This is a genomic window from Pandoraea cepalis (assembly GCF_902459625.1).
Taxonomy (GTDB): domain Bacteria; phylum Pseudomonadota; class Gammaproteobacteria; order Burkholderiales; family Burkholderiaceae; genus Pandoraea; species Pandoraea cepalis.
On sequence record NZ_CABPRY010000008.1, the window covers coordinates 1 to 18,706 of the forward strand.

Genomic DNA, 18,706 nt, shown 5'->3' on the forward strand with positions numbered 1-18,706 from the left:
CCCGCCGCCGACTGCGCCGCCAAGCACCGCACCGGTGCTGCCGCCGAGCGCGCCACCCACGGCCGCGCCCGCCACGCCGCCCAGCGCACCGCCAACGGCATTGTTCATATCACTGGCCGACGCGGCCAGTGAGGTCGTTGCAACCACGGCGGCGATCGCCACCATCGGGAAAATTCGTTTGATCATAGGTCGTGAATTAGATGCGGATGAATGCGGACCCAGTATAAAGACACGCGACCGTGCCGCCGTCACCCCAATGTTTCATGTCTCGTAAGGCCAGTAACAAAATGTTTCAGTGCGTGCGTTGAAAGCGGTTAGCTTTTATGAGGCATCTCCGCCCGTGCGACGCCGCGATGGCACTTTCATCTCGGCCACGTAACGATATAACTGTGCCGCCGCCGGCGAGAGCGGCCGCGCCTTGCTGCGTATCATCCCCATGCGGCGCGTCACGACGGGATCGACCAACGGCACGCTCGTGAGCAACGGATGTTCGCTACCCGGCATTGCCATCGTCGGCACGGCCGCCACGCCGAGCCCCGCTTCGACCAGGCCGAGCATGGTGGTGACGTGCTGCGTCTCGCAGATGCTTGGCGGGCGCTGTGGCAGCGAGGTGAGCGCTTGATCGAGCAGCAGCCGGTTGCCCGAGACGCGGCCGACACTGATGTAGTCGTATTCGTAAAGCTCACGCCACGTCACCCGCTTTCTGCCCGCGAGCGCATGGTCGCGCCGGCAGGCCGCCACATAGCGCTCCTGCAACAGGAGCTTGAACTCGATGTTCGGCTCCTGGCTGCCGATGAAATTCAACCCGAAATCGGCGTCGCCATTCGCCACCGACGCGAGCACCTCGTTGGCGCTTGCGTCGAGCACCGAGATACGGATGCGCGGAAACGCCTGGTGGTAGCGTGAGATGACCTGCGGCATGAAGTAATACGCGGCCGACGGCACACAGGCGATGGTCACGTGCCCGAGGCTCGACGACGCCACATCCCGTATGCCGAGCAGGGCGTTGTCAAGATCGTCCAGAATCCGCTCCGCGTCGCGGGCGAACGCGCGTCCGACGGTTGTCAGCGCCACGCGCCGCGTGCTGCGCTCGAAGAGTTTGACCCCGAGCGCGTCCTCGAGCTTGTCGATACGGCGCGAGAGCGCGGGCTGCGAGAGATGGATCGACTCGGCCGCGCGGCGAAAGCTCGCCAGTTGCGCCACCGCGCGAAATGCCTGCAAATCGTTCAGATCGAAGTTGATCGCCATGACGTTGGGAGCAGAAAGTCGGGTAGACGCCTCGAGGTACTCCGACGGCCGGAACACGCCGAGGCTTGGTTGCGGTGCGGAGTGTAGCCCGTTACCGCTCGGTAGACGCATCAGAATCCTACGATTGATCGCATATGTGCATCAATGCTTCCAAAACTTGCAATTCACAAACCGGGAACTTCCGGCGCACCATTGGCAACTTCCAAAAAGCGCTCATGACGATTCAAACGTCCCTGGCAGAGGCGCATTCCGAAGCTACATTGGCGGCCCGATCTCCCGGGCTGCCGGCAACAAGGAGACAGCGCATGTCACAGCGCCCCAACGACGCGGTTTCGCGTCGCCCCTCAAAAGCCGGCGCGGTCGTGCGCGTCACCGCCGGCAACTTCCTCGAGCAGTTCGATTTCTTCCTGTTCGGCTTTTACGCCACCCATATCTCGCACGTCTTTTTTCCGGCGACCAGCGAGTTCGCATCGCTCATGATGACCTTCGCCGTCTTTGGCGCGGGTTTCCTGATGCGACCGCTCGGCGCGATCGTGCTGGGCGCGTATATCGATAACGTCGGCCGCCGCAAGGGCTTGGTCACGACACTGGCAATCATGGCGAGCGGCACGATCCTCATCGCCTTTGTGCCAGGGTACGCCACCATTGGTCTGGCGGCACCGGTGCTCGTGCTGATCGGCCGCTTGCTGCAGGGTTTCTCTGCGGGTGCCGAGCTGGGCGGCGTGTCGGTGTACCTGGCGGAAATCGCCACGCCGGGACGCAAGGGCTTCTACACGAGTTGGCAGTCGGCGAGCCAGCAGGTCGCCATTGTCGTCTCGGCGGCGCTCGGCTTCACGCTCTCGCTCACGCTCAACGCGCAGCAGATCGCGGCATGGGGCTGGCGTGTGCCGTTCTTCGTGGGGTGCATGATCGTGCCGGTGATCTTCGCGCTGCGCCGCTCGCTCCAGGAGAGCGAGGAATTCAAGCAGCGCAAGCGTCATCCGTCCGTGGGCGAAGTGTTCCGCTCGATGGGCGCCAACGCCGGCGCCGTGATCGGCGGTACGATGCTCGTGGCGCTCACCACGACGGCGTTCTACCTGATCACCATCTACGCGCCAACCTTCGGCAAGAGCGTGCTGCACCTGACCAGCGCCGATGCGCTGCTCGTCACGCTGTGCGTGGGCGTGTCGAACTTCATCTGGCTGCCGATCGGCGGCACGCTGTCCGACCGCATTGGCCGTCGCCCGGTGTTGTTGATCTTCGCGGGGTTGACGCTGGTGTCCGCCTACCCGGTGCTCACGTTCCTCGTGCAGGCCCCGAGCTTCTCGCGCATGTTGATTTCGCTGCTGTGGCTGTCGTTCCTTTACGGCATGTACAACGGCGCCATGATTCCGGCGCTGACCGAGGTCATGCCGCCGGACGTGCGAGTGGCTGGCTTCTCGCTCGCGTATAGCCTCGCGACGGCAATCTTCGGTGGCTTCACGCCGGCGTTGTCGACGTATCTGATCCACGCCACGGGCGACAAGGCCGCGCCGGGCTACCTGATGAGTTTCGCCGCGCTGTGTGCGATTTGCGCGACGCTGGCCCTCTACCGACGCCGTCCCGGCGGGCAGGGCCGCCCCCGTACCGAACTCGCCGCCGGCTGAGCCACGCGGCAGGCGCGCCCCGTTCGCGGGCGCGCCCGGCAACGCTTCCCCAAAACGGGTGCCGACGCGCATCCATCCCCAAAAGCAAAACTCAGAGAGACACTGCCATGAAAGCCATCGCCCTTCCGGCGCGCCTGCGCGCACCCCGACACCTGCTCGCCGCGCTCGGCGCAGGCATCGCCCTGACCACACTGCTCGGCACCACGGCGGCCAGCGCGGAAGACCTGCACGTGATGAACTCCGGCGGCTTCACGGCCGCATACAAGTTGCTGCTGCCCAAGTTCGAGGCGTCGAGCGGCGATCATGTGGACACCGCGTGGGGGCCGTCGATGGGCAAGGCGCCCGAGGCGATCCCCAACCGTCTGGCGCGTGGCGAGTCTGCCGATGCCGTCATCATGGTCGGCTACGCCCTCGACGGTCTCATCAAGGCCGGCAAGGTGCGCGCTGATTCCCGCGTCGACCTGGCCGATTCGCGTATTGGCGTTGTCGTGAAAGCGGGCGACGTGGTGCCCGACGTCAGCACGCCCGAAAAGCTCAAGGCCGCGCTGCTCGCCGCGAAGTCAGTCGCATACTCCGACAGCGCAAGCGGTGTGTACGTCGAGCGCGAGCTCTTCAAGAAGTTGGGCATCGTCGACCAGATGCGGGGCAAGGGTGTGATGGTGCAGAAGACGCCTGTGGCCGAAAAGGTCGCCGCCGGCGAGTATGCGCTGGGGCTACAGCAAGTCAGCGAACTGCTACCGGTCAAGGGAGCTGCGTTCGCGGGCAAGATTCCCGAGTCGCTGCAATCGGTCACGCGTTTCGCCGGTGGCGTGCCGGTGAATGCGCCGCATCCGGACGAAGCGAAGAAACTGCTGACGTACCTCGCCGCACCCGCGGTGGCGAAGGAAGTCGAGTCCACCGGTCTCGACCCGCTGGCACATTGATGTGCCGGTCTTCATTGAATATATGAACTAACGTGTTGCCTGCGTCGGGGGAGATAATTTTCCCTCGGCATCCTTGGCGGGTTTGACCGACAATGACGCGTCAGACAACGGCGTTGCACAGGACGACGCCACCGCCAAGGAGACCGACATGGCCTCAGCGCCAGCTCAACCCGCTCAGCCGATACAGGCTGCCGATTCGCGTGCCGGCGCAGCCGGCACCTCGGCCCCCCATGCCCCGCCCTTGAATGAGATCGTCGCGCTCGACGCGCTGGCGTTGTCCGACGCCATTCACACGCGCCGCGTGTCGTGTCGCGAGGTCATGCAGGCTTATCTCACGCACATTGCGCATTACAACCCGGCGGTCAACGCCATCGTGTCCTTGCACGATGCCGACGCCTTGCTTGCGCAGGCCGACGAGCGCGACCAGCAGTTGGCCAATGGCCAGTCCGTAGGGTGGATGCACGGCATGCCCCATGCGGTGAAGGATTTCGCCGCGTGCGCGGGATTTCCCACGCGTAAAGGCTCGCCGTTGACGTCGGCGGCGCCCGACACCCAGGACAGCATCGGCGTTGCACGCATCCGCGCGGCGGGCGCGATCTTCATCGGCAAGACCAACGTCTCCGAGTTCGGATTGGGCTCGCATAGCTACAACCCCGTCTTTGGCACCACAGGCAACGCCTACGACCCGACGCGCAGCGCAGGTGGCAGCAGCGGCGGGGCGGGCAGCGCGCTTGCGCTGCGCATGTTGCCGGTCGCGGATGGCAGCGACATGATGGGGTCGCTGCGCAATCCGGCCGCGTTCGGCAACGTGTATGGGTTCCGGCCGTCGCAGGGCCGGGTGCCCTATGGGCCGGCGCCGGAGTTGTTCGTCCAGCAACTGAGCACCGAGGGGCCGATGGGGCGTTCTGTCGCCGACGTCGCCCAACTGCTTGCCACGCAAGCGGGCTACGATGCGCGCAGTCCGCTTTGCCTGGCGCAGGCGCATGGCGCGGTGCCGTTCGCGAGCGCGTTGCAGCGCGACGTCAAGGGATTGAAGCTGGGCTGGCTGGGCGATTACGGTGGCCATCTGCCGATGGAAGACGGTGTGATGGCCCTGTGCGAGGCATCGTTGCGCGACTTCACGGCGATGGGGTGCGAAGTGCAATCTTGTGCGCCCGACTTCGCGCCGGAGCGATTGTGGCAGACGTGGCTCACGTTGCGTCACTGGCTCGTGAGCGGCTCGCTGGGCGAGTTGTATGCCGACCCTGCGCGTCGCGACAAGCTCAAGCCTGAGGCGCAGTGGGAAGTCGAGGGCGGGCATGCGTTACGCGCGGCCGATGTATATCGCGCGTCCGTTGATCGCAGCGAGTGGTATCGCTCGCTCGCGCGGCTGTTCGAGCGTTACGACTTCCTGCTGCTGCCTTCGGCGCAGGTCTTCCCGTTCGACGCACAAATGCACTGGCCGTCGTCCGTCGCGGGCAAGCCGATGGACACCTATCATCGGTGGATGGAAGTGGTGATCGGGCCGACGCTGGCCGGACTGCCGGCGATCAGCGTGCCGGTCGGATTCGATGCGCGCGGGTTGCCGATGGGACTGCAAATCATCGGGCCGGCGCAGGCCGATCTCGCGGTGTTGCAACTGGCGCATGCGCACGAGCAGCAAACGCAGTGGGTGCGTCGCCGGCTGCCGCCGATGCTTGCGGGCACCGCGCGGGGCTGAGCGCCGCGCGAAGGGGCGGGCGGCCGTTCGGCTTACCGGGGACGAGCGGTCCGCGCCTGATCGCGTAGCGGGCGCAGCAATTCACCCAGCGCATTGTGATCGATCTCGTGCATGAGGGCGAGCAGGCGGCCGATATCGCCCGGCGGAAAGCCCTCGCGGGCGAACCAGCTCAGGTAATTGCCGGGCAGGTCGGCGATGAGCGTGCCCTTGTGTTTGCCGAACGGCATGGGCGTGGTGACGAGGCGCATCAGCGCGTCGGCATCGAAATCGAGCATAAGAGACAGGCGCGGAGGGCGCGCGGGCACGAGGGAATGCAAAGCGTTACGCTACCACATGCGTTCGCCGGTTCGCCGGCGAGCGCGCCAAACTTAGGGGGGCATATGCATCAAGGAAGGGATGGCATCGCGGCCTCGGGGGAGTTGCCCGACCCGGATGACAATGCGCTCGATCCGCTGCACACGTTTGTCGCGGCGCTCTCGCGACTGCTTGAGGGGCATCCGGACGAGACGACGTTACTCGACGCCGGCGCGGGCCTGCTGGCGCAACTCGTCGCGCGTGACGACTGGCTGCCTGCCGCGTTTGCGGCGCCGCATCCCGAGCACTATCAGCAATACCTCTTGCATTGCGATCCGGCGCAGCGCTTTTCTGTCGTGAGTTTCGTCTGGGGGCCGGGGCAGGTTACGCCGATTCATGACCACACCGTGTGGGGCCTGATCGGCATGCTGCGCGGGGCCGAGGATTCACAACCCTATCGGCTCGACGCGCACGGCGTGCCGGTCATGACGGGCAAGTCGGTGCGTTTGTTGCCGGGCGATGTCGAGGTTCTCTCGCCGCGCGTGGGGGACATTCACCGCGTGAGCAACGCCTACGCCGACCGGGTCTCGGTGAGTATCCACGTCTATGGCGCGAACATTGGCGCAGTGCGTCGAAGCGTGTTTACCGAATCGGGCGAACGCAAAAGCTTCGTCTCCGGCTATGCCAACGCGCAATGACCGGAACCGCGCGGGTAAGGTGTCGCAGCGCACGCCAAGTGGCTGATGCGACCCGGCCTTGCGCGGCGCAGGCCGAAGCATGGCGTTGCCGCACATCACGCATGCGGGCGGCTTCTGCCACAATAGCTGTCCGGTTGTGCGGATGCGCGAGCCCGCCGCACCGAGACTCAAACCGAATCGACGTTTGACGAATTCAAGGAACTGCTGTGTCCTCTTTCTCGACCGATGCGCCGTCGCAGACAACCGCTCCGACCCTTGCTGCCGACGATCCCGCCTTCCCCGAACTGACCTTTGCCGACGTACGCGCCGCGCTGCTCGCCCGTGAGGAGATTGCGTTGCTCGACGTTCGCGAAGAAGATCCGTTCGCGCAGGCGCACCCGTTGTGGGCGGCGAATCTTCCGCTCTCGCGCATCGAAATCGACGCCTGGGCGCGCATTCCGCGACGCGACACACGCATCGTCGTCTATGGCGAGCATGGCGGCGAGGATCTGGCGCCGCGGGCGGCCGGCGTGCTGCGCAAGCTCGGCTACACCAACGTGAATTGTCTCGCGGGCGGCCTCGACGGTTGGATCGCGGCCGGCGGTGAAGTCTTTCGCGACGTCAACGTGCCGAGCAAAGCCTTTGGCGAGTGGGTCGAAGGGCTGCGTCATACCCCGTCGCTCTCTGCACAGGAAGTCCAGGCATTGCTCGATGCGCATGCCGATGTGGTCGTGGTCGACGCGCGGCGTTTCGACGAATACCAGACCATGAACATTCCCGGCTCGACCAGCGTGCCCGGTGCCGAACTCGTGCTGCGCGTGCGCGAACTTGCGCCGAACCCGGCCACGCGTGTGATCGTCAATTGCGCCGGACGCACACGCAGCATCATCGGCACGCAATCGCTCGTGAACGCCGGTCTGCCGAACCCGGTGGCGGCACTGCGCAACGGCACCATCGGCTGGACGCTGGCCGGTCAGACACTCGAGCGCGGGGCCGATCGTCGGCACCCGGTACAGGTGAGCGACACCACGCTGGCCGTCGCGCGCGTAGGGGCCCGCGCCATCGCCGATCGTGCGGGCGTGCGCCGAATCGCGGTGGGCGACGTGCCCGCATTGAGCGCACCGGGGCGCACCGTCTATCGTTTCGACGTGCGCACGCCCGAAGACTACGCTGCCGGGCACTTGCCCGACTTTGCCAATGCGCCAGGCGGACAGCTCGTGCAGGAGACCGACCATCAGGCGCCGGTGCGCGGCGCGTGGATCGTACTCTCGGACGACAATGGCGTGCGGGCCGACATGACCGGTTCGTGGCTTGCCCAGATGGGCTGGACCGTCTACGTCGTCGAGCCGCATGGCGACGAAGCGCGCAGTGCCCAGGGCGGATGGCCGTTGCATACGCCGAGCGCGCCCGACGTTGCGACCGTCGCGCCGGCCGTGCTCGCGCGCTGGCTTGACGAGTCCGAGCCGGGACAGATCGCGGTGCTCGACGTCACCTCGGGCGTCAACTACGTCAAACGTCACATTCCGGGGGCGTGGTTCGTCATTCGCGCGCGCCTGGCCGAGGCCTTGCGGGAGGTCGGCCCTGCGCGGCGATACGTGATTACCTGTGGTTCCAGCTTGCTCGCGCGCTTTGCTGCGGCCGATCTGCGGCGCCTGACCGATGCCGAGATCGTAGTGCTCGACGGCGGCACGCAGGCGTGGATCCAGGCCGGGCTGCCGCTCGAATCGGGACCGACGCGACTGGCCAGTCCGCGCGACGATCGCTATCGTCGCCCATACGAGGGCACCGACAACGCGGCCGAGGCGATGCAGGCGTATCTCGATTGGGAGTATGGGCTCGTCGACCAGTTGCATCGCGACGGAACGCACCATTTCCAGGTGGTGTGAGCGAGTCAGGGCGACGCCCGGTGGTGCAGGCGGCGACGTGTTGCGTCGCCGTCAGGTGGGGCAGACGTGGCATACTCCCCAACTTCTGACGCCGCCGCCTGACGCCTCGAAGTGAGCCCGGTTCACGGGCCTTGTGGGCCAGCGCTGCGGCCGAGTCGCTTTCGAATCCATCATGCCATTGCAGCGCTTCATTGCCCGCCGACTGGGCGCTCTCACCGAACCGAGCACCCGCATTCCTTATGCCTGGGTGTACCACGAGCCCGACGTATTCCTGCAGCGCACGTCGTCGCTTACCGTTGCCAAAAAATACCTGCATCGCCGCTTGCGGCTTGCGTTGAGCGGGCAGTCGAGCCGCGAGGTGCGTCGGGTGTCGCCGAGTGCGCGTGTGCTGTGGATCTATGGTGGCAAGGCATCGGTCGGTGATGCGGTGATGGATATGTCGGGCCGTGCGTTGTTGCGTGGGCGCGAGGGGCCGGTCGATCTACTCATCACGTCGGGCTTGAAGGCTGTGTTCGAGGGCGACGACATCTTTCGTCACGTATACGACGATCCGGCCAGCGTGAAGCCGGGCGACTACGACGTCGTCGTGTTGCAGGAGTTCAACTATCCGACGCTGCGGCTGAAGCGGAAATATTTTCCGTCGTTGCCGTTTGCGTGCCTGTTCCGATACTTTCACGGCCCGGACCGCAACCAGACGCAGTTCAGCCTTGCGGCGGTCAACGACGTCTTTTCGCTGGGCTTGGCGTCTGACGACTTGTTTGTGCGCGCGAAGCCCTACTTGCGACAGGAGTCGGCATTGCCTGAGGCGGTGGCGGGGAAACTCACGCCGGGGACGTTCCTGGTATTGGCGATGGGGGGTGTCGAGCCGCGCCGGACGTATGCGCATTGGCGCGAATTCTTGCAGGCGTACGACATTGCCTACGCGCCGGGAATGCCTGATGGCGTAGTGCTATTGGGGTCGGGCAATGGTGTCGAAGCGGCGAGCGCGTTGATGGAGGCGAAGTTTGTTCATTTGAAGCTGACGTCGTTGGTGGGTGAGTTGACGTTACGCGATGCGAAGCGAGTGATTGCGAATGCGGCGTTGTTCGTGGGGGCTGATGGCGGTTTGATGCATGTGGCTCACACGACGGTGACGCCGAGCGTCACATTGTTTGCGAAGGCCGAGCCGCCGTATCTCAGGCTCACTCCGGCGTGTCGGTCGACGCCGTTGCAGACGGATTCGGACGTGAGTGCGGTCGATGCGTCAGAGTTGGTGGAGACGGTGGTGGCGACGTTGGCGAGCGCACCGGCGGGGTGAGAACGCAGGCCGTAGCGAGGGCGCATGGGAAAGCGGGGAGGGGGTAGGGGGGGAGGGGAAGAGACGGATCGGGGCCCCTTTCTGCAGCGAGTTGGGTTTATGTCTGAGAGGCGGAAAGGGGCTCCGGTCCGTCGTGGAAGCACTGTGGGGGAATGAAGCAGGGGCCCCGGGAGTTGATAAGCACTGTGGGGGAACGAAGCAGGGGCCCCGGGATTTGATAAGCACCGCGGGGGTAAGAAGCAGGGGCCCCGGATCTAGATAAGCACTGTGGGCGTCCGAAGCCGGCGCCCGGGCGTCAATCAAAGCGCCGCACGATAAATAGCAAAAGCATCGGCCTGCGTCACTTCGCGCGGGTTATTCACGAGAAGCCGGGTTTGCAGCATCGCGTCGCTGGCCATCCGAGCGAGGTCGGTTTCTTTCACGCCCACTTCACGCAGTGTTCGAGGAATGGCGGTGTCGACGATCAACGATTCGATGTGCCGGATGAGGGCATCGGTTTTAGCGTCATCGCTGCCGGCGGCCTTGGCGGGCAGAATCACATCGGCCAGTTCCGCGTAGTGCTGGCTGGCGGCGGGGGCATTGAAGCGCATGACGTGCGAGAGCACGAGCGCGTTCGAGAGACCGTGAGCAACATGAAAGATGCCGCCGATCGGGTAAGCCAGGGCGTGAACGGCGGCGACCGGCGAATTGGCGAACGCTTGTCCGGCGAACATCGCGCCGACCAGCATGGCTTCGCGAGCGGTGCGATCGTTGCCGTCGTGACAGGCGCTCAGCAGATTGCGCGAGAGCAATTCCAGCGCTTTCACGGCGAGCGTGTCCGAGATCGGATTCTTCAGATGAGCGGACGTATAAGCTTCGATCGCGTGCACCATCGCGTCGATGCCTGTGGCGGCCGTGGCCGCGCGGGGTAGACCGAGCGTGAGTTCCGCGTCCAGAATCGCCAGATCCGCAAAAAGCTGCGGCGAGACAACCCCCATCTTTGTCGTCTCGCCCGTCGTCACGATCGACACGGCCGTCACTTCCGAGCCCGTACCGGCCGTCGTCGGCATCTGCACCAGCGGCAGGCGCGTGCCCGTCACCTTCTTGATGCCATACATCTCCTTGAGCGATTGCGCGCCTGGCAGCAGCACCGCAAGCAGCTTCGCCACATCCATCGACGAGCCGCCGCCCAACCCCAGCACGATCTCCGCGTCGGCCGCGCGAGCGCGTTGGGCCGCTTCCAGTACCACATGCTCCGGCGGGTCGGCGATCACATCGTCGATCACCGACACCTGCCAGTCATGCTTTGCCAGATCCGCCAGCGCCGGGGCCAGCAAGCCGCTCTTGTGCAGAAAGCCGTCCGTCACCACACACAAACGCGTGCCCGTCGGATATTGCTCGCGCAGCAATGCCCCCAGACGACGCGCTGCGCCAAATTCCACAACGACGGTCGGAACCGTCTGGAAACGAAAAGCGTTCATGGCCGATTTCCTCGTGAGACCTTCACCACCCCATACGCGACAAGCCTGCCGCGATCTATCCGGTCGATGCGGTTGGCGCCGTCGGGCACCGCGCCGCGCGCCACCGAACGATGCGAGCCTGAGCGTGAGCCTGATCTGTTACCCAGCCATCACACTTGCAGGCAAAGGTACTTCATTTCGAGATATTCCTCGATGCCATAACGCGACCCCTCGCGACCCACCCCCGACTGCTTGATGCCGCCGAACGGCGCCACCTCATTCGAGATCAGGCCGGTGTTCAGACCCACCATGCCGTACTCCAGCGCTTCGGCCGTGCGCCATGCCCGTGCGATGTCGCGCGTGTACAAATAAGCCGCGAGCCCGAACTCCGTATCGTTCGCAAAGGCGACGGCGTCCGCGTCGTGCGTGAAACGGAACAGCGGGGCGACCGGACCGAAGATTTCCTCACGCGCCACGCGCATTTGCGAAGTGGCCTCCGCAATCACCGTCGGTGTGTAATAAGTGCCGCCCAGCGCGTGCGCGGTGCCGCCCACCAACACGCGAGCGCCGCGCGACTTCGCGTCGTCCACCAGCGCCACCACCTTCTCGACCGCCTTGCCCTCGATCAGCGGGCCGACCACCACGCCGTCTTCCAGACCGTTACCCACCTTCATGCCCGCAACACGCTTGGCGAATTTTTCCGCGAAGGCGTCGTAAATGCCGTCCTGAATATAGAAGCGATTCGCACACACACACGTCTGCCCGCCATTGCGGTACTTCGCCGCGATCGCGCCGTCAACGGCGGCATTGAGATCGGCATCGTCGAACACGATGAACGGCGCATTGCCGCCCAACTCCAGCGACATGCGCTTGACCGTCGGCGCACACTGCGCCATCAGCAGTCGCCCCACCGCCGTGGACCCCGTGAACGACAGCTTGCGCACCCCCGGATGCGACGTCAACACACCACCCACCGCGCGTGCGTCGCCCGTTACCACCTGGAATACACCGCCCGGAATTCCGGCGCGGTGCGCCAGCTCGGCCAGGGCAAAGGCGGAGAGCGGCGTCAGTTCCGACGGCTTCACCACAATCGCGCAGCCTGCGGCCAACGCCGGGGCCACCTTCCGCGTAATCATCGCTGCCGGGAAATTCCACGGCGTGATCGCCGCGCACACGCCGACCGGTTGCTTGAGCGTGACCAGACGCTTGTCCGAGGCGGGCGTGGCGAGCACGTCGCCATCCACACGCTTGGCTTCTTCCGCAAACCACTCGATGAAACTCGCCGCATAGGCGATCTCGCCACGCGCCTCCGCCAGCGGCTTGCCCTGCTCGCGCGTCATCAAATACGCCAGGTCGTCCGTGTTGGCGACCATCAGATCGAACCAGCGGCGCAAGACCGCCGCACGTTCCTTGCCGGTGCGCGCGGCCCACGGCTTTTGTGCAGCTTCCGCAGCCGCCACGGCCCGCGTCGTTTCCGCCGCGCCGAGTTCCGGCACCTTGGCCAGAACTTCACCGGTGGCCGGGTCCAGTACGTCGAGCGTCTTGCCGCTGTCCGACGCAATCCATTGGCCATCGACCCAGGCGAGTGTCTTGAAGAGGGAGGTGTCTTTAAGTTGCATGGCAGTTGGCCGGGCTCGCCGGCAGTTCCGGTTGGGGAAACGACGCACGGCAGTGTCTCGAATCGCCGCTTTCCGTTCCATCTATTGAACGATATTCTATGTATTGAACCTCATTCTACGTATCGAACGTTTTCCGTGCAACTCAGGGTTTTCCGAAGGCGGCATCCGCATCACTTGCCCGTACCCTACGGGCGGCGTAGCCCGCCCCGATCCATTTCGACCATTCTGAAGCCGATTTCCGATTCATGCCCAAGCGCAAACTCGATATTCCCGCCAACGCCGCCAACGATGCCCGCGACGGCGAACCGCTCAAGACCACCGCGCCCGCCGTGGTGCGCGCCGTGCGCATCCTCGACGTGATTGCGGCGGCGGCCGAGCCGATCGCGCTGGCCGATCTGGCGAGAGAGACGGGCGTGCCCAAGAGCACACTGCACGGCCTGTGCGACACGCTGGTCAAGTTGCGGCTCGTGAAGCGCCACGCCAATGGCGGCATGACGATGGGCTCGTACGTGATGGGATGGGCGAATGCGTTCCTCTCGCAGACCCACGTCACCGAAGAATTCCGCGCGGTCTGGGAGGCGTCGTCCGCCTTCGCGCAGGAGACCGTCACGCTGTCCGTGCTCGATGGCACCGACGTGATCTATCTCGCCTGTCACAACGGCAATCGGCCGCTCGGCGTGACCTTCCGCACCGGCATGCGGCTACCCGCGCCTTACACGGCGACCGGCAAGGCCATGCTCTCGACGCTGCCCGCCGACGAGGTCGCCGATCTGCTCGCAGGGGCCTGGCCCGCGCCGCTTACCCGTGCGAGTGTGGGGACCTATGCCGCGCTCACCGAGGAGATGTCGCAGGTGCGGCGCGCGGGCTACTCGATTGATAACGGGCAAATGCGCGAAGGCATGATTTGCTTCGGTGCGCCGGTGTTCGATGCGAGCGGCGGACGCGCCATCGCGGGACTCGCCGTCAGTTACGTCACGAACGATATCGACCTGGCCACCGGGCAGCGCATCGGGCGGCAGATCCGCGAGCTGGCCGATCGGTTGTCGGAGCGGCTGGGGGCGTCGGAGCGGCATTGAAACATTGCGGCGAGGCGCGCTGAGCGACGTTGACCGCCGCGCCGAGTCGTTGGCAGACCGACGTGGGATGCATTTTCGGCAGCCGTGCGCCCACCGCGGTATTCGACCTGCGGACTATTCCCAAATTTGATGGCGAGGACAACCCGAGCTTGAGCACCGATCGCGGCGCGTCGAGGCGGCTTGAGCGCACCCGAGGCGGCGCGCAGGCGGCCCGTCTCAGCGCTGGGGGCAACGGCCCGGCTTGCCGTCAGCGGGGTGCCATCTTCCTGTCAGGTGCGTGATGACTGGCCGACAGCGTGGCGTCGCCGTTCGATTGTTATCGTTGGCGGAACAGTCATGTTCGATTCTGCCAGCTATTCCCCTAGGGTTTTCACTGGCATCATTTGGCCTTGACCGATGTCCAGACAAGCCAGCGGAAGCGCGGGGAAGCGCGATCCGGGCGGTGCCATGGGGCGGACATCCATTCGGGAAGCACTACGCCATGTCCAATATCGCAATCGTCTATTACTCGCAAGGCGGCGCGACCGCCATGATTGCGCATTCCGTCGCCCAAGGGGTCAACGACGCCGGTGCGCATGCGCAATTGCTCAGCATCGAGCCGCATCAATTCATCGACGGGCAGTGGCACGACGAGGCCATGCTCATGCGCCTGGCTTCGGCGGACGCCATCATTTTCGGCGCCCCGGCCTTCAAGGGCGGCATCGCCGCGCCGTTCAAGGCGTTTGCCGATGCGACGACCGGCATGTGGCGCATGCTCGGCTGGCGCAACAAAGTGGCTGGCGGGTTTTCGTTCAGCTATCGTCCCGGCGACGACAAACGCGACACGCTGGACTACTTCGCGGCGCTCGCCGCGCAGCAGGGCATGTTGTGGGCCGATGCCGATGAGGTCGAGATTGCGCCGCGCGCGAGCGCACCCCTGCAACCGCTCGCCAATTTTCCGGCCGTCACGGCACCCGGAGGGGATGTCGATGCCGCTTACGCGCTCGACCCGGTGGACGTGATCGCCGGCAAGCAATACGGTCGTCATGTCGCGGCGCTCGTCGCGCGTCTGGCCGGCGAGGTGCTCGAGTCACCGGCCGTGCTGGCACGTCGCGCACGCGAAGCGGCCGAGCGCCGACTGTGATCGGGATCGGCAGCGTCTGAGCGCTGTCAATCTGGGTCAGACGGCCGCTCGAATTCAGTTGCTCGGCGCGCCTTGCGCCGGTTCGGCGTGGATTTGCAACACGGCGTCGCGTTTGGCGAGCAAATGCTTGCGCAGGATGTCGCCAAGGCGTTTGCCGTCGTGCTTTTCCAGCGCGTCGATCATCTGCTCGTGCTCGGCAATGGCGCGATCCCATTTGTCCGCGTGGAAGTTCGAGCGAAAACGCAGCGCCATCAACCGGCGGTTGATCGCGACATAGGTCTGGCGCAACGCCCCGTTGCGCGCGGCTTCATTGATGCGATCGTGAATCGCCTGATTGCGTGCGTAATAGCCCGGCAAATCCTGCTGCGCGCGGCACGCGAGCATCGCATAATGCAGCGCCTTGATTTCGGCCAGTTCGACCGGCGTCATCCGTTCGGCGGCCAACTCGCCTGAAAACGCTTCGAGCGCGCTCATCAGCTCGAACATCTCCCGGATTTCCTTCTCCGTCATGCGGGCAACGCTTGCCCCGCGATTCGGCGCAATCTCGATCAGTCCCTCGGCGGCCAACACTTTGAAGGCCTCGCGCAGTGGCGTGCGCGAGATGCCGAGGGTCTCGCACAACTCCCGTTCATTGAGTTTCACGCCCGGCGATAGCACGCCCTCGATGATGAGCTTGCGCAGGTGCTCGACGACCGTGTCGTGCAAGCGCAGGCGCTCCACTCGCGGAATGTCTGGGGCGGCAATCGTCGACGTGTTTTCCATGCTTTGTATTCAAAATCCGTAAATCCCTATGTTCGCGATTGTAACGTATGGCGCGACCTGCTCGTACTTCTAGGGTAAACGACTGTATTAAAACGGCTTCCTACCTCTTGCGAAAGTGGCGTGCTCTGCTAAAGTATTTTGCATGCAAAATTCAAAAGAGAATTTTCAAGAGGAGAAAGACGTTCATGTTGAAGCTTGATTTCCATCCCTCGGGCCGCCACTTCCTGCAAATTCCGGGGCCCAGCCCGGTGCCCGATCGCATTCTGCGCGCCATGAGTTACCCGACGATCGATCATCGCGGCCCGGAATTCGGCGCGCTCGGTCGCAAGGTACTCGCCGACATCAAGAAGATTTTCAAGACCGAGCAGCCGGTGGTGATCTACCCGGCATCGGGCACCGGTGCGTGGGAGGCGGCGCTGTCGAACACGCTCTCGCCGGGGGATTCGGTGCTGATGTTCGAGACGGGGCATTTCTCCACGTTGTGGAAGAAGATGGCCGAGAGTCTCGGCCTGAAGCCCGAGTTCATCGGCCTGCCGGGGACCGACGGCTGGCGCCGCGGGGTGCAGCCCGACATGATCGAAGCGCGTCTGCGCGCCGACACCGGGCACGCGCTCAAGGCCGTGTGCGTGGTGCATAACGAAACCTCGACGGGCGTCACGTCTGACATCGCCGCCGTGCGCCGTGCCATCGACGCGGCCGGACATCCCGCGCTGTTGCTCGTCGACACGATTTCGGGCCTGGGCTCGGCCGATTACCGTCATGACGAATGGGGCGTGGACGTCACCGTCTCGGGCTCGCAAAAGGGACTGATGCTGCCGCCGGGCATCAGCTTCAACGCGGTCTCGACCAAGGCGCTCGACGCCGGTCGCCACGCAAAGCTGCCGCGCGCGTTCTGGGGCTGGCAGGACATCATCGAAGCGAACAAGAACGGCTATTGGCCGTACACGCCGAACACGAACCTGCTGTATGGCCTGTCCGAAGCGCTCGACATGATCTTCGAGGAAGGGCTGGACAACGTATTCGCGCGCCACCAACGCCTGGCCGAAGCCACGCGCCGCGCGGTGCGCGCGTGGGGGCTGGAGATTCAGTGTCAGGACCCGTCGGTCTACAGCCCGGTGCTCACCGGCGTGGTCATGCCGCAAGGCGTGGACGCCGACGACGTGCGCAAGCGCATCTACGAACGTTTCGACATGTCGCTGGGGCAGGCGCTGGGCAAGATTCGCGGCACGATGTTCCGCATCGGCCATCTGGGCGACTGCAACGACCTCACGCTGATGGCAACGCTTTCGGGGTGCGAAATGGGGCTGCGGATGTCCGGCGTGACGCTGGCCGGGTCAGGCGTGGTTGCCGCAATGGACTACCTGGCGCACGCGCGGGACACGCCGTCGCTCAAGGTGGCCGCCTGAGGCGTCGTCGTCGCAGGGACTGGGAGATGGGGGGCCGCCAACGTCTGGGGGCGCCCCTGCAGTGAACGCTTGATCTGTCATTCAGACGGCACGGGGCCACACCATAGAAGGGCCCCGGCCGCCGCAACACCTTTTGCGCCGCCGGCATGTTGCCGGCGCGCTTCACAGGCTGTTTCAGGAGACATGCAATGAAGCTTTTCAGAGCGACCCGGGTCGTGCTGGTGATGCTATGCGTCATGTATTTCATCACCTATCTCGATCGCGTCAACGTCAGCACGGCCGCGGCCGGCTTCGGCAAGGAATTCAATCTCAACAAGACGGAAATCGGGCTCGTCTTCTCGGCATTTGCCTATCCTTATCTGGTCTTTCAGATCATCGGCGGCTGGGTGAGCGATCGATTCGGTGCGAAGCGCACGTTGCTTGTGTGCGGTGCCTTGTGGGCGGTCGCGACGATCCTCACGGGCATGGCGGGCGGTCTCGTCACGCTATTACTCGCGCGCCTGCTGCTCGGCCTCGGCGAGGGCGCCACGTTCCCGGCCGCCACGTCGGCCATGTCGCGCTGGGTCGCCAAGGAGAAGCGCGGCTTTGCGCAGGGCATCACGCACGCGGCCTCGCGCATCGGTAACGCCGTGGCGCCCGCCGTCGTCGTGTTCATCATGGCCACGCATGGCTGGCGTGAATCGTTCTATCTGTGCGGGATCGTGAGCCTGGTGTGGGTCGCGGTGTGGGGGCTCACGTTTACCGAGCGCCCGCAGGATCATCCTCGCATCACGACCGAAGAACTCGCCGTGTTGCCGCCGGTGAAAGCCAAGCGCGCGTCGTTGCCGTGGGGACCGCTCTTCAAGCGCATGATGCCGGTCACGATCGTGTACTTCTGCTACGGCTGGACGCTTTGGCTCTTCCTGTCGTGGATTCCCCAATACTTCCTGCACAGCTACGACCTCAATCTGAAGAAGTCGGCGCTGTTCGCCTCGAGCGTGTTCTTCGCCGGTGTGCTCGGCGATACGTTGGGCGGTATCGTGACCGACAAACTGTACGAGCGCACCGGCAGCCTGAAGCGCGCACGTAGCTGGATGGTGTCGATCTGCATGCTGCTCACGCTGCTCTCGCTCGTGCCGATGTTGTTCACGCACCAACTGTATGTGTCGGTGGCATGCCTGGCGTTCGGCTTCTTCTTCGCCGAGATGACGATCGGGCCGATGTGGTCGATTCCGATGGATATCGCGCCGGAACACTCGGGCACGGCCAGCGGCATGATGAACACCGGGTCGGCGTTGGCGGCGATTCTCTCGCCGGTGATCTCGGGGTATCTCATCGATCGCACGGGCAACTGGGAATTGCCGTTCGTCGGCAGCATGGTGCTCATGGCCCTGGGTGTCGTGCTGGCCTTCCGCATGCAGCCCGAGAGCAAATTCTCCCTCGATGGCGACGCCGCCGCAGCGAGCACCACCCGTCAGGCCGTCTGACTTGCGCATAACCCCTGCCGGGCCGGCGTCATGCATGCCCGGCAGGATCGTCTCGCCCCGATTTGACCTGGGTCCGTCCCGTCCAACACCCGCAACGTCATGAATTCCCAATCGAACTCTCGCGCGAACGCGCATCCGAATCTCGTCGGCCAGCCCGTGCCTCTGC

15 protein-coding genes and 1 pseudogene are annotated in these 18,706 nt (G+C 64.8%); 10 read left to right on the forward strand and 6 right to left on the reverse strand.

Annotation, left to right across the window (positions count from 1 at the left end; all coding sequences use genetic code 11):
* A pseudogene (locus PCE31107_RS16310) lies at window positions 1–186 on the reverse strand (hypothetical protein); the annotation flags it as partial.
* A 135-nt stretch (window positions 187–321) separates the two neighbouring features.
* Window positions 322–1,248, reverse strand: a complete 927-nt coding sequence (locus PCE31107_RS16315) for a LysR family transcriptional regulator (protein ID WP_150563439.1) — start codon at window positions 1,246–1,248, stop codon at window positions 322–324.
* Window positions 1,249–1,553: 305 nt separating this feature from the next.
* Here PCE31107_RS16315 and tcuC point away from each other — a divergent pair, with 305 nt between their 5' ends.
* The 3 genes from tcuC (at window position 1,554) to PCE31107_RS16330 (ending at window position 5,495) form a co-directional block, all read left to right on the forward strand.
* Window positions 1,554–2,873 carry an MFS transporter gene (gene tcuC, locus PCE31107_RS16320; RefSeq protein ID WP_150609850.1) on the forward strand — a complete coding sequence of 440 codons (1,320 nt, stop codon included), beginning with the start codon at window positions 1,554–1,556 and terminating at the stop codon, window positions 2,871–2,873.
* 107 nt (window positions 2,874–2,980) lie between these two features.
* Window positions 2,981–3,796, forward strand: a complete 816-nt coding sequence (locus PCE31107_RS16325) for a substrate-binding domain-containing protein (protein WP_130026627.1) — start codon at window positions 2,981–2,983, stop codon at window positions 3,794–3,796.
* 148 nt (window positions 3,797–3,944) lie between these two features.
* Window positions 3,945–5,495, forward strand: a complete 1,551-nt coding sequence (locus PCE31107_RS16330) for an amidase (RefSeq protein WP_246181860.1) — start codon at window positions 3,945–3,947, stop codon at window positions 5,493–5,495.
* Window positions 5,496–5,527: 32 nt separating this feature from the next.
* Here the strand turns inward: PCE31107_RS16330 and PCE31107_RS16335 are convergent, their stop codons facing one another.
* Window positions 5,528–5,770, reverse strand: coding sequence for a DUF3820 family protein (locus tag PCE31107_RS16335; RefSeq protein WP_130026625.1), 243 nt, complete (start codon window positions 5,768–5,770; stop codon window positions 5,528–5,530).
* 105 nt (window positions 5,771–5,875) lie between these two features.
* On the opposite strand from PCE31107_RS16335, the gene PCE31107_RS16340 reads away from it, so the two are divergent.
* The 3 genes from PCE31107_RS16340 (at window position 5,876) to PCE31107_RS16350 (ending at window position 9,649) form a co-directional block, all read left to right on the forward strand.
* Window positions 5,876–6,487, forward strand: coding sequence for a cysteine dioxygenase family protein (locus tag PCE31107_RS16340; protein WP_150609852.1), 612 nt, complete (start codon window positions 5,876–5,878; stop codon window positions 6,485–6,487).
* 284 nt (window positions 6,488–6,771) lie between these two features.
* Complete coding sequence (locus PCE31107_RS16345; RefSeq protein ID WP_150610013.1) at window positions 6,772–8,352, forward strand: rhodanese-related sulfurtransferase; 1,581 nt, start codon at window positions 6,772–6,774, stop codon at window positions 8,350–8,352.
* A 172-nt stretch (window positions 8,353–8,524) separates the two neighbouring features.
* A complete protein-coding gene (locus PCE31107_RS16350) occupies window positions 8,525–9,649 on the forward strand; it encodes a glycosyltransferase family 9 protein (RefSeq protein WP_150609854.1) in 1,125 nt (374 codons plus the stop codon).
* Window positions 9,650–9,948: 299 nt separating this feature from the next.
* Here PCE31107_RS16350 and PCE31107_RS16355 read toward each other — a convergent pair whose 3' ends face one another.
* Entirely contained in the window at window positions 9,949–11,109 is a 1,161-nt protein-coding gene (locus PCE31107_RS16355; RefSeq protein WP_130026621.1) for an iron-containing alcohol dehydrogenase, read from the reverse strand.
* A 149-nt stretch (window positions 11,110–11,258) separates the two neighbouring features.
* Entirely contained in the window at window positions 11,259–12,707 is a 1,449-nt protein-coding gene (locus PCE31107_RS16360; protein WP_150609856.1) for an NAD-dependent succinate-semialdehyde dehydrogenase, read from the reverse strand.
* Between the two features lie 245 nt (window positions 12,708–12,952).
* Here PCE31107_RS16360 and PCE31107_RS16365 point away from each other — a divergent pair, with 245 nt between their 5' ends.
* Window positions 12,953–13,783 carry an IclR family transcriptional regulator gene (locus tag PCE31107_RS16365; protein ID WP_150609858.1) on the forward strand — a complete coding sequence of 277 codons (831 nt, stop codon included), beginning with the start codon at window positions 12,953–12,955 and terminating at the stop codon, window positions 13,781–13,783.
* Window positions 13,784–14,264: 481 nt separating this feature from the next.
* Window positions 14,265–14,906 carry a flavodoxin family protein gene (locus tag PCE31107_RS16370; RefSeq protein WP_174966695.1) on the forward strand — a complete coding sequence of 214 codons (642 nt, stop codon included), beginning with the start codon at window positions 14,265–14,267 and terminating at the stop codon, window positions 14,904–14,906.
* 54 nt (window positions 14,907–14,960) lie between these two features.
* On the opposite strand, the gene PCE31107_RS16375 is transcribed toward PCE31107_RS16370, so the two are convergent.
* Complete coding sequence (locus PCE31107_RS16375; protein WP_130026618.1) at window positions 14,961–15,668, reverse strand: GntR family transcriptional regulator; 708 nt, start codon at window positions 15,666–15,668, stop codon at window positions 14,961–14,963.
* 185 nt (window positions 15,669–15,853) lie between these two features.
* Between PCE31107_RS16375 and PCE31107_RS16380 the strand changes: the two genes are divergently transcribed.
* Both PCE31107_RS16380 and PCE31107_RS16385 read left to right on the forward strand, forming a co-directional pair.
* Window positions 15,854–17,074, forward strand: a complete 1,221-nt coding sequence (locus tag PCE31107_RS16380) for a pyridoxal-phosphate-dependent aminotransferase family protein (RefSeq protein ID WP_150609862.1) — start codon at window positions 15,854–15,856, stop codon at window positions 17,072–17,074.
* Window positions 17,075–17,262: 188 nt separating this feature from the next.
* Complete coding sequence (locus PCE31107_RS16385; protein ID WP_130026616.1) at window positions 17,263–18,540, forward strand: MFS transporter; 1,278 nt, start codon at window positions 17,263–17,265, stop codon at window positions 18,538–18,540.
* Window positions 18,541–18,706 lie beyond the last annotated feature (166 nt).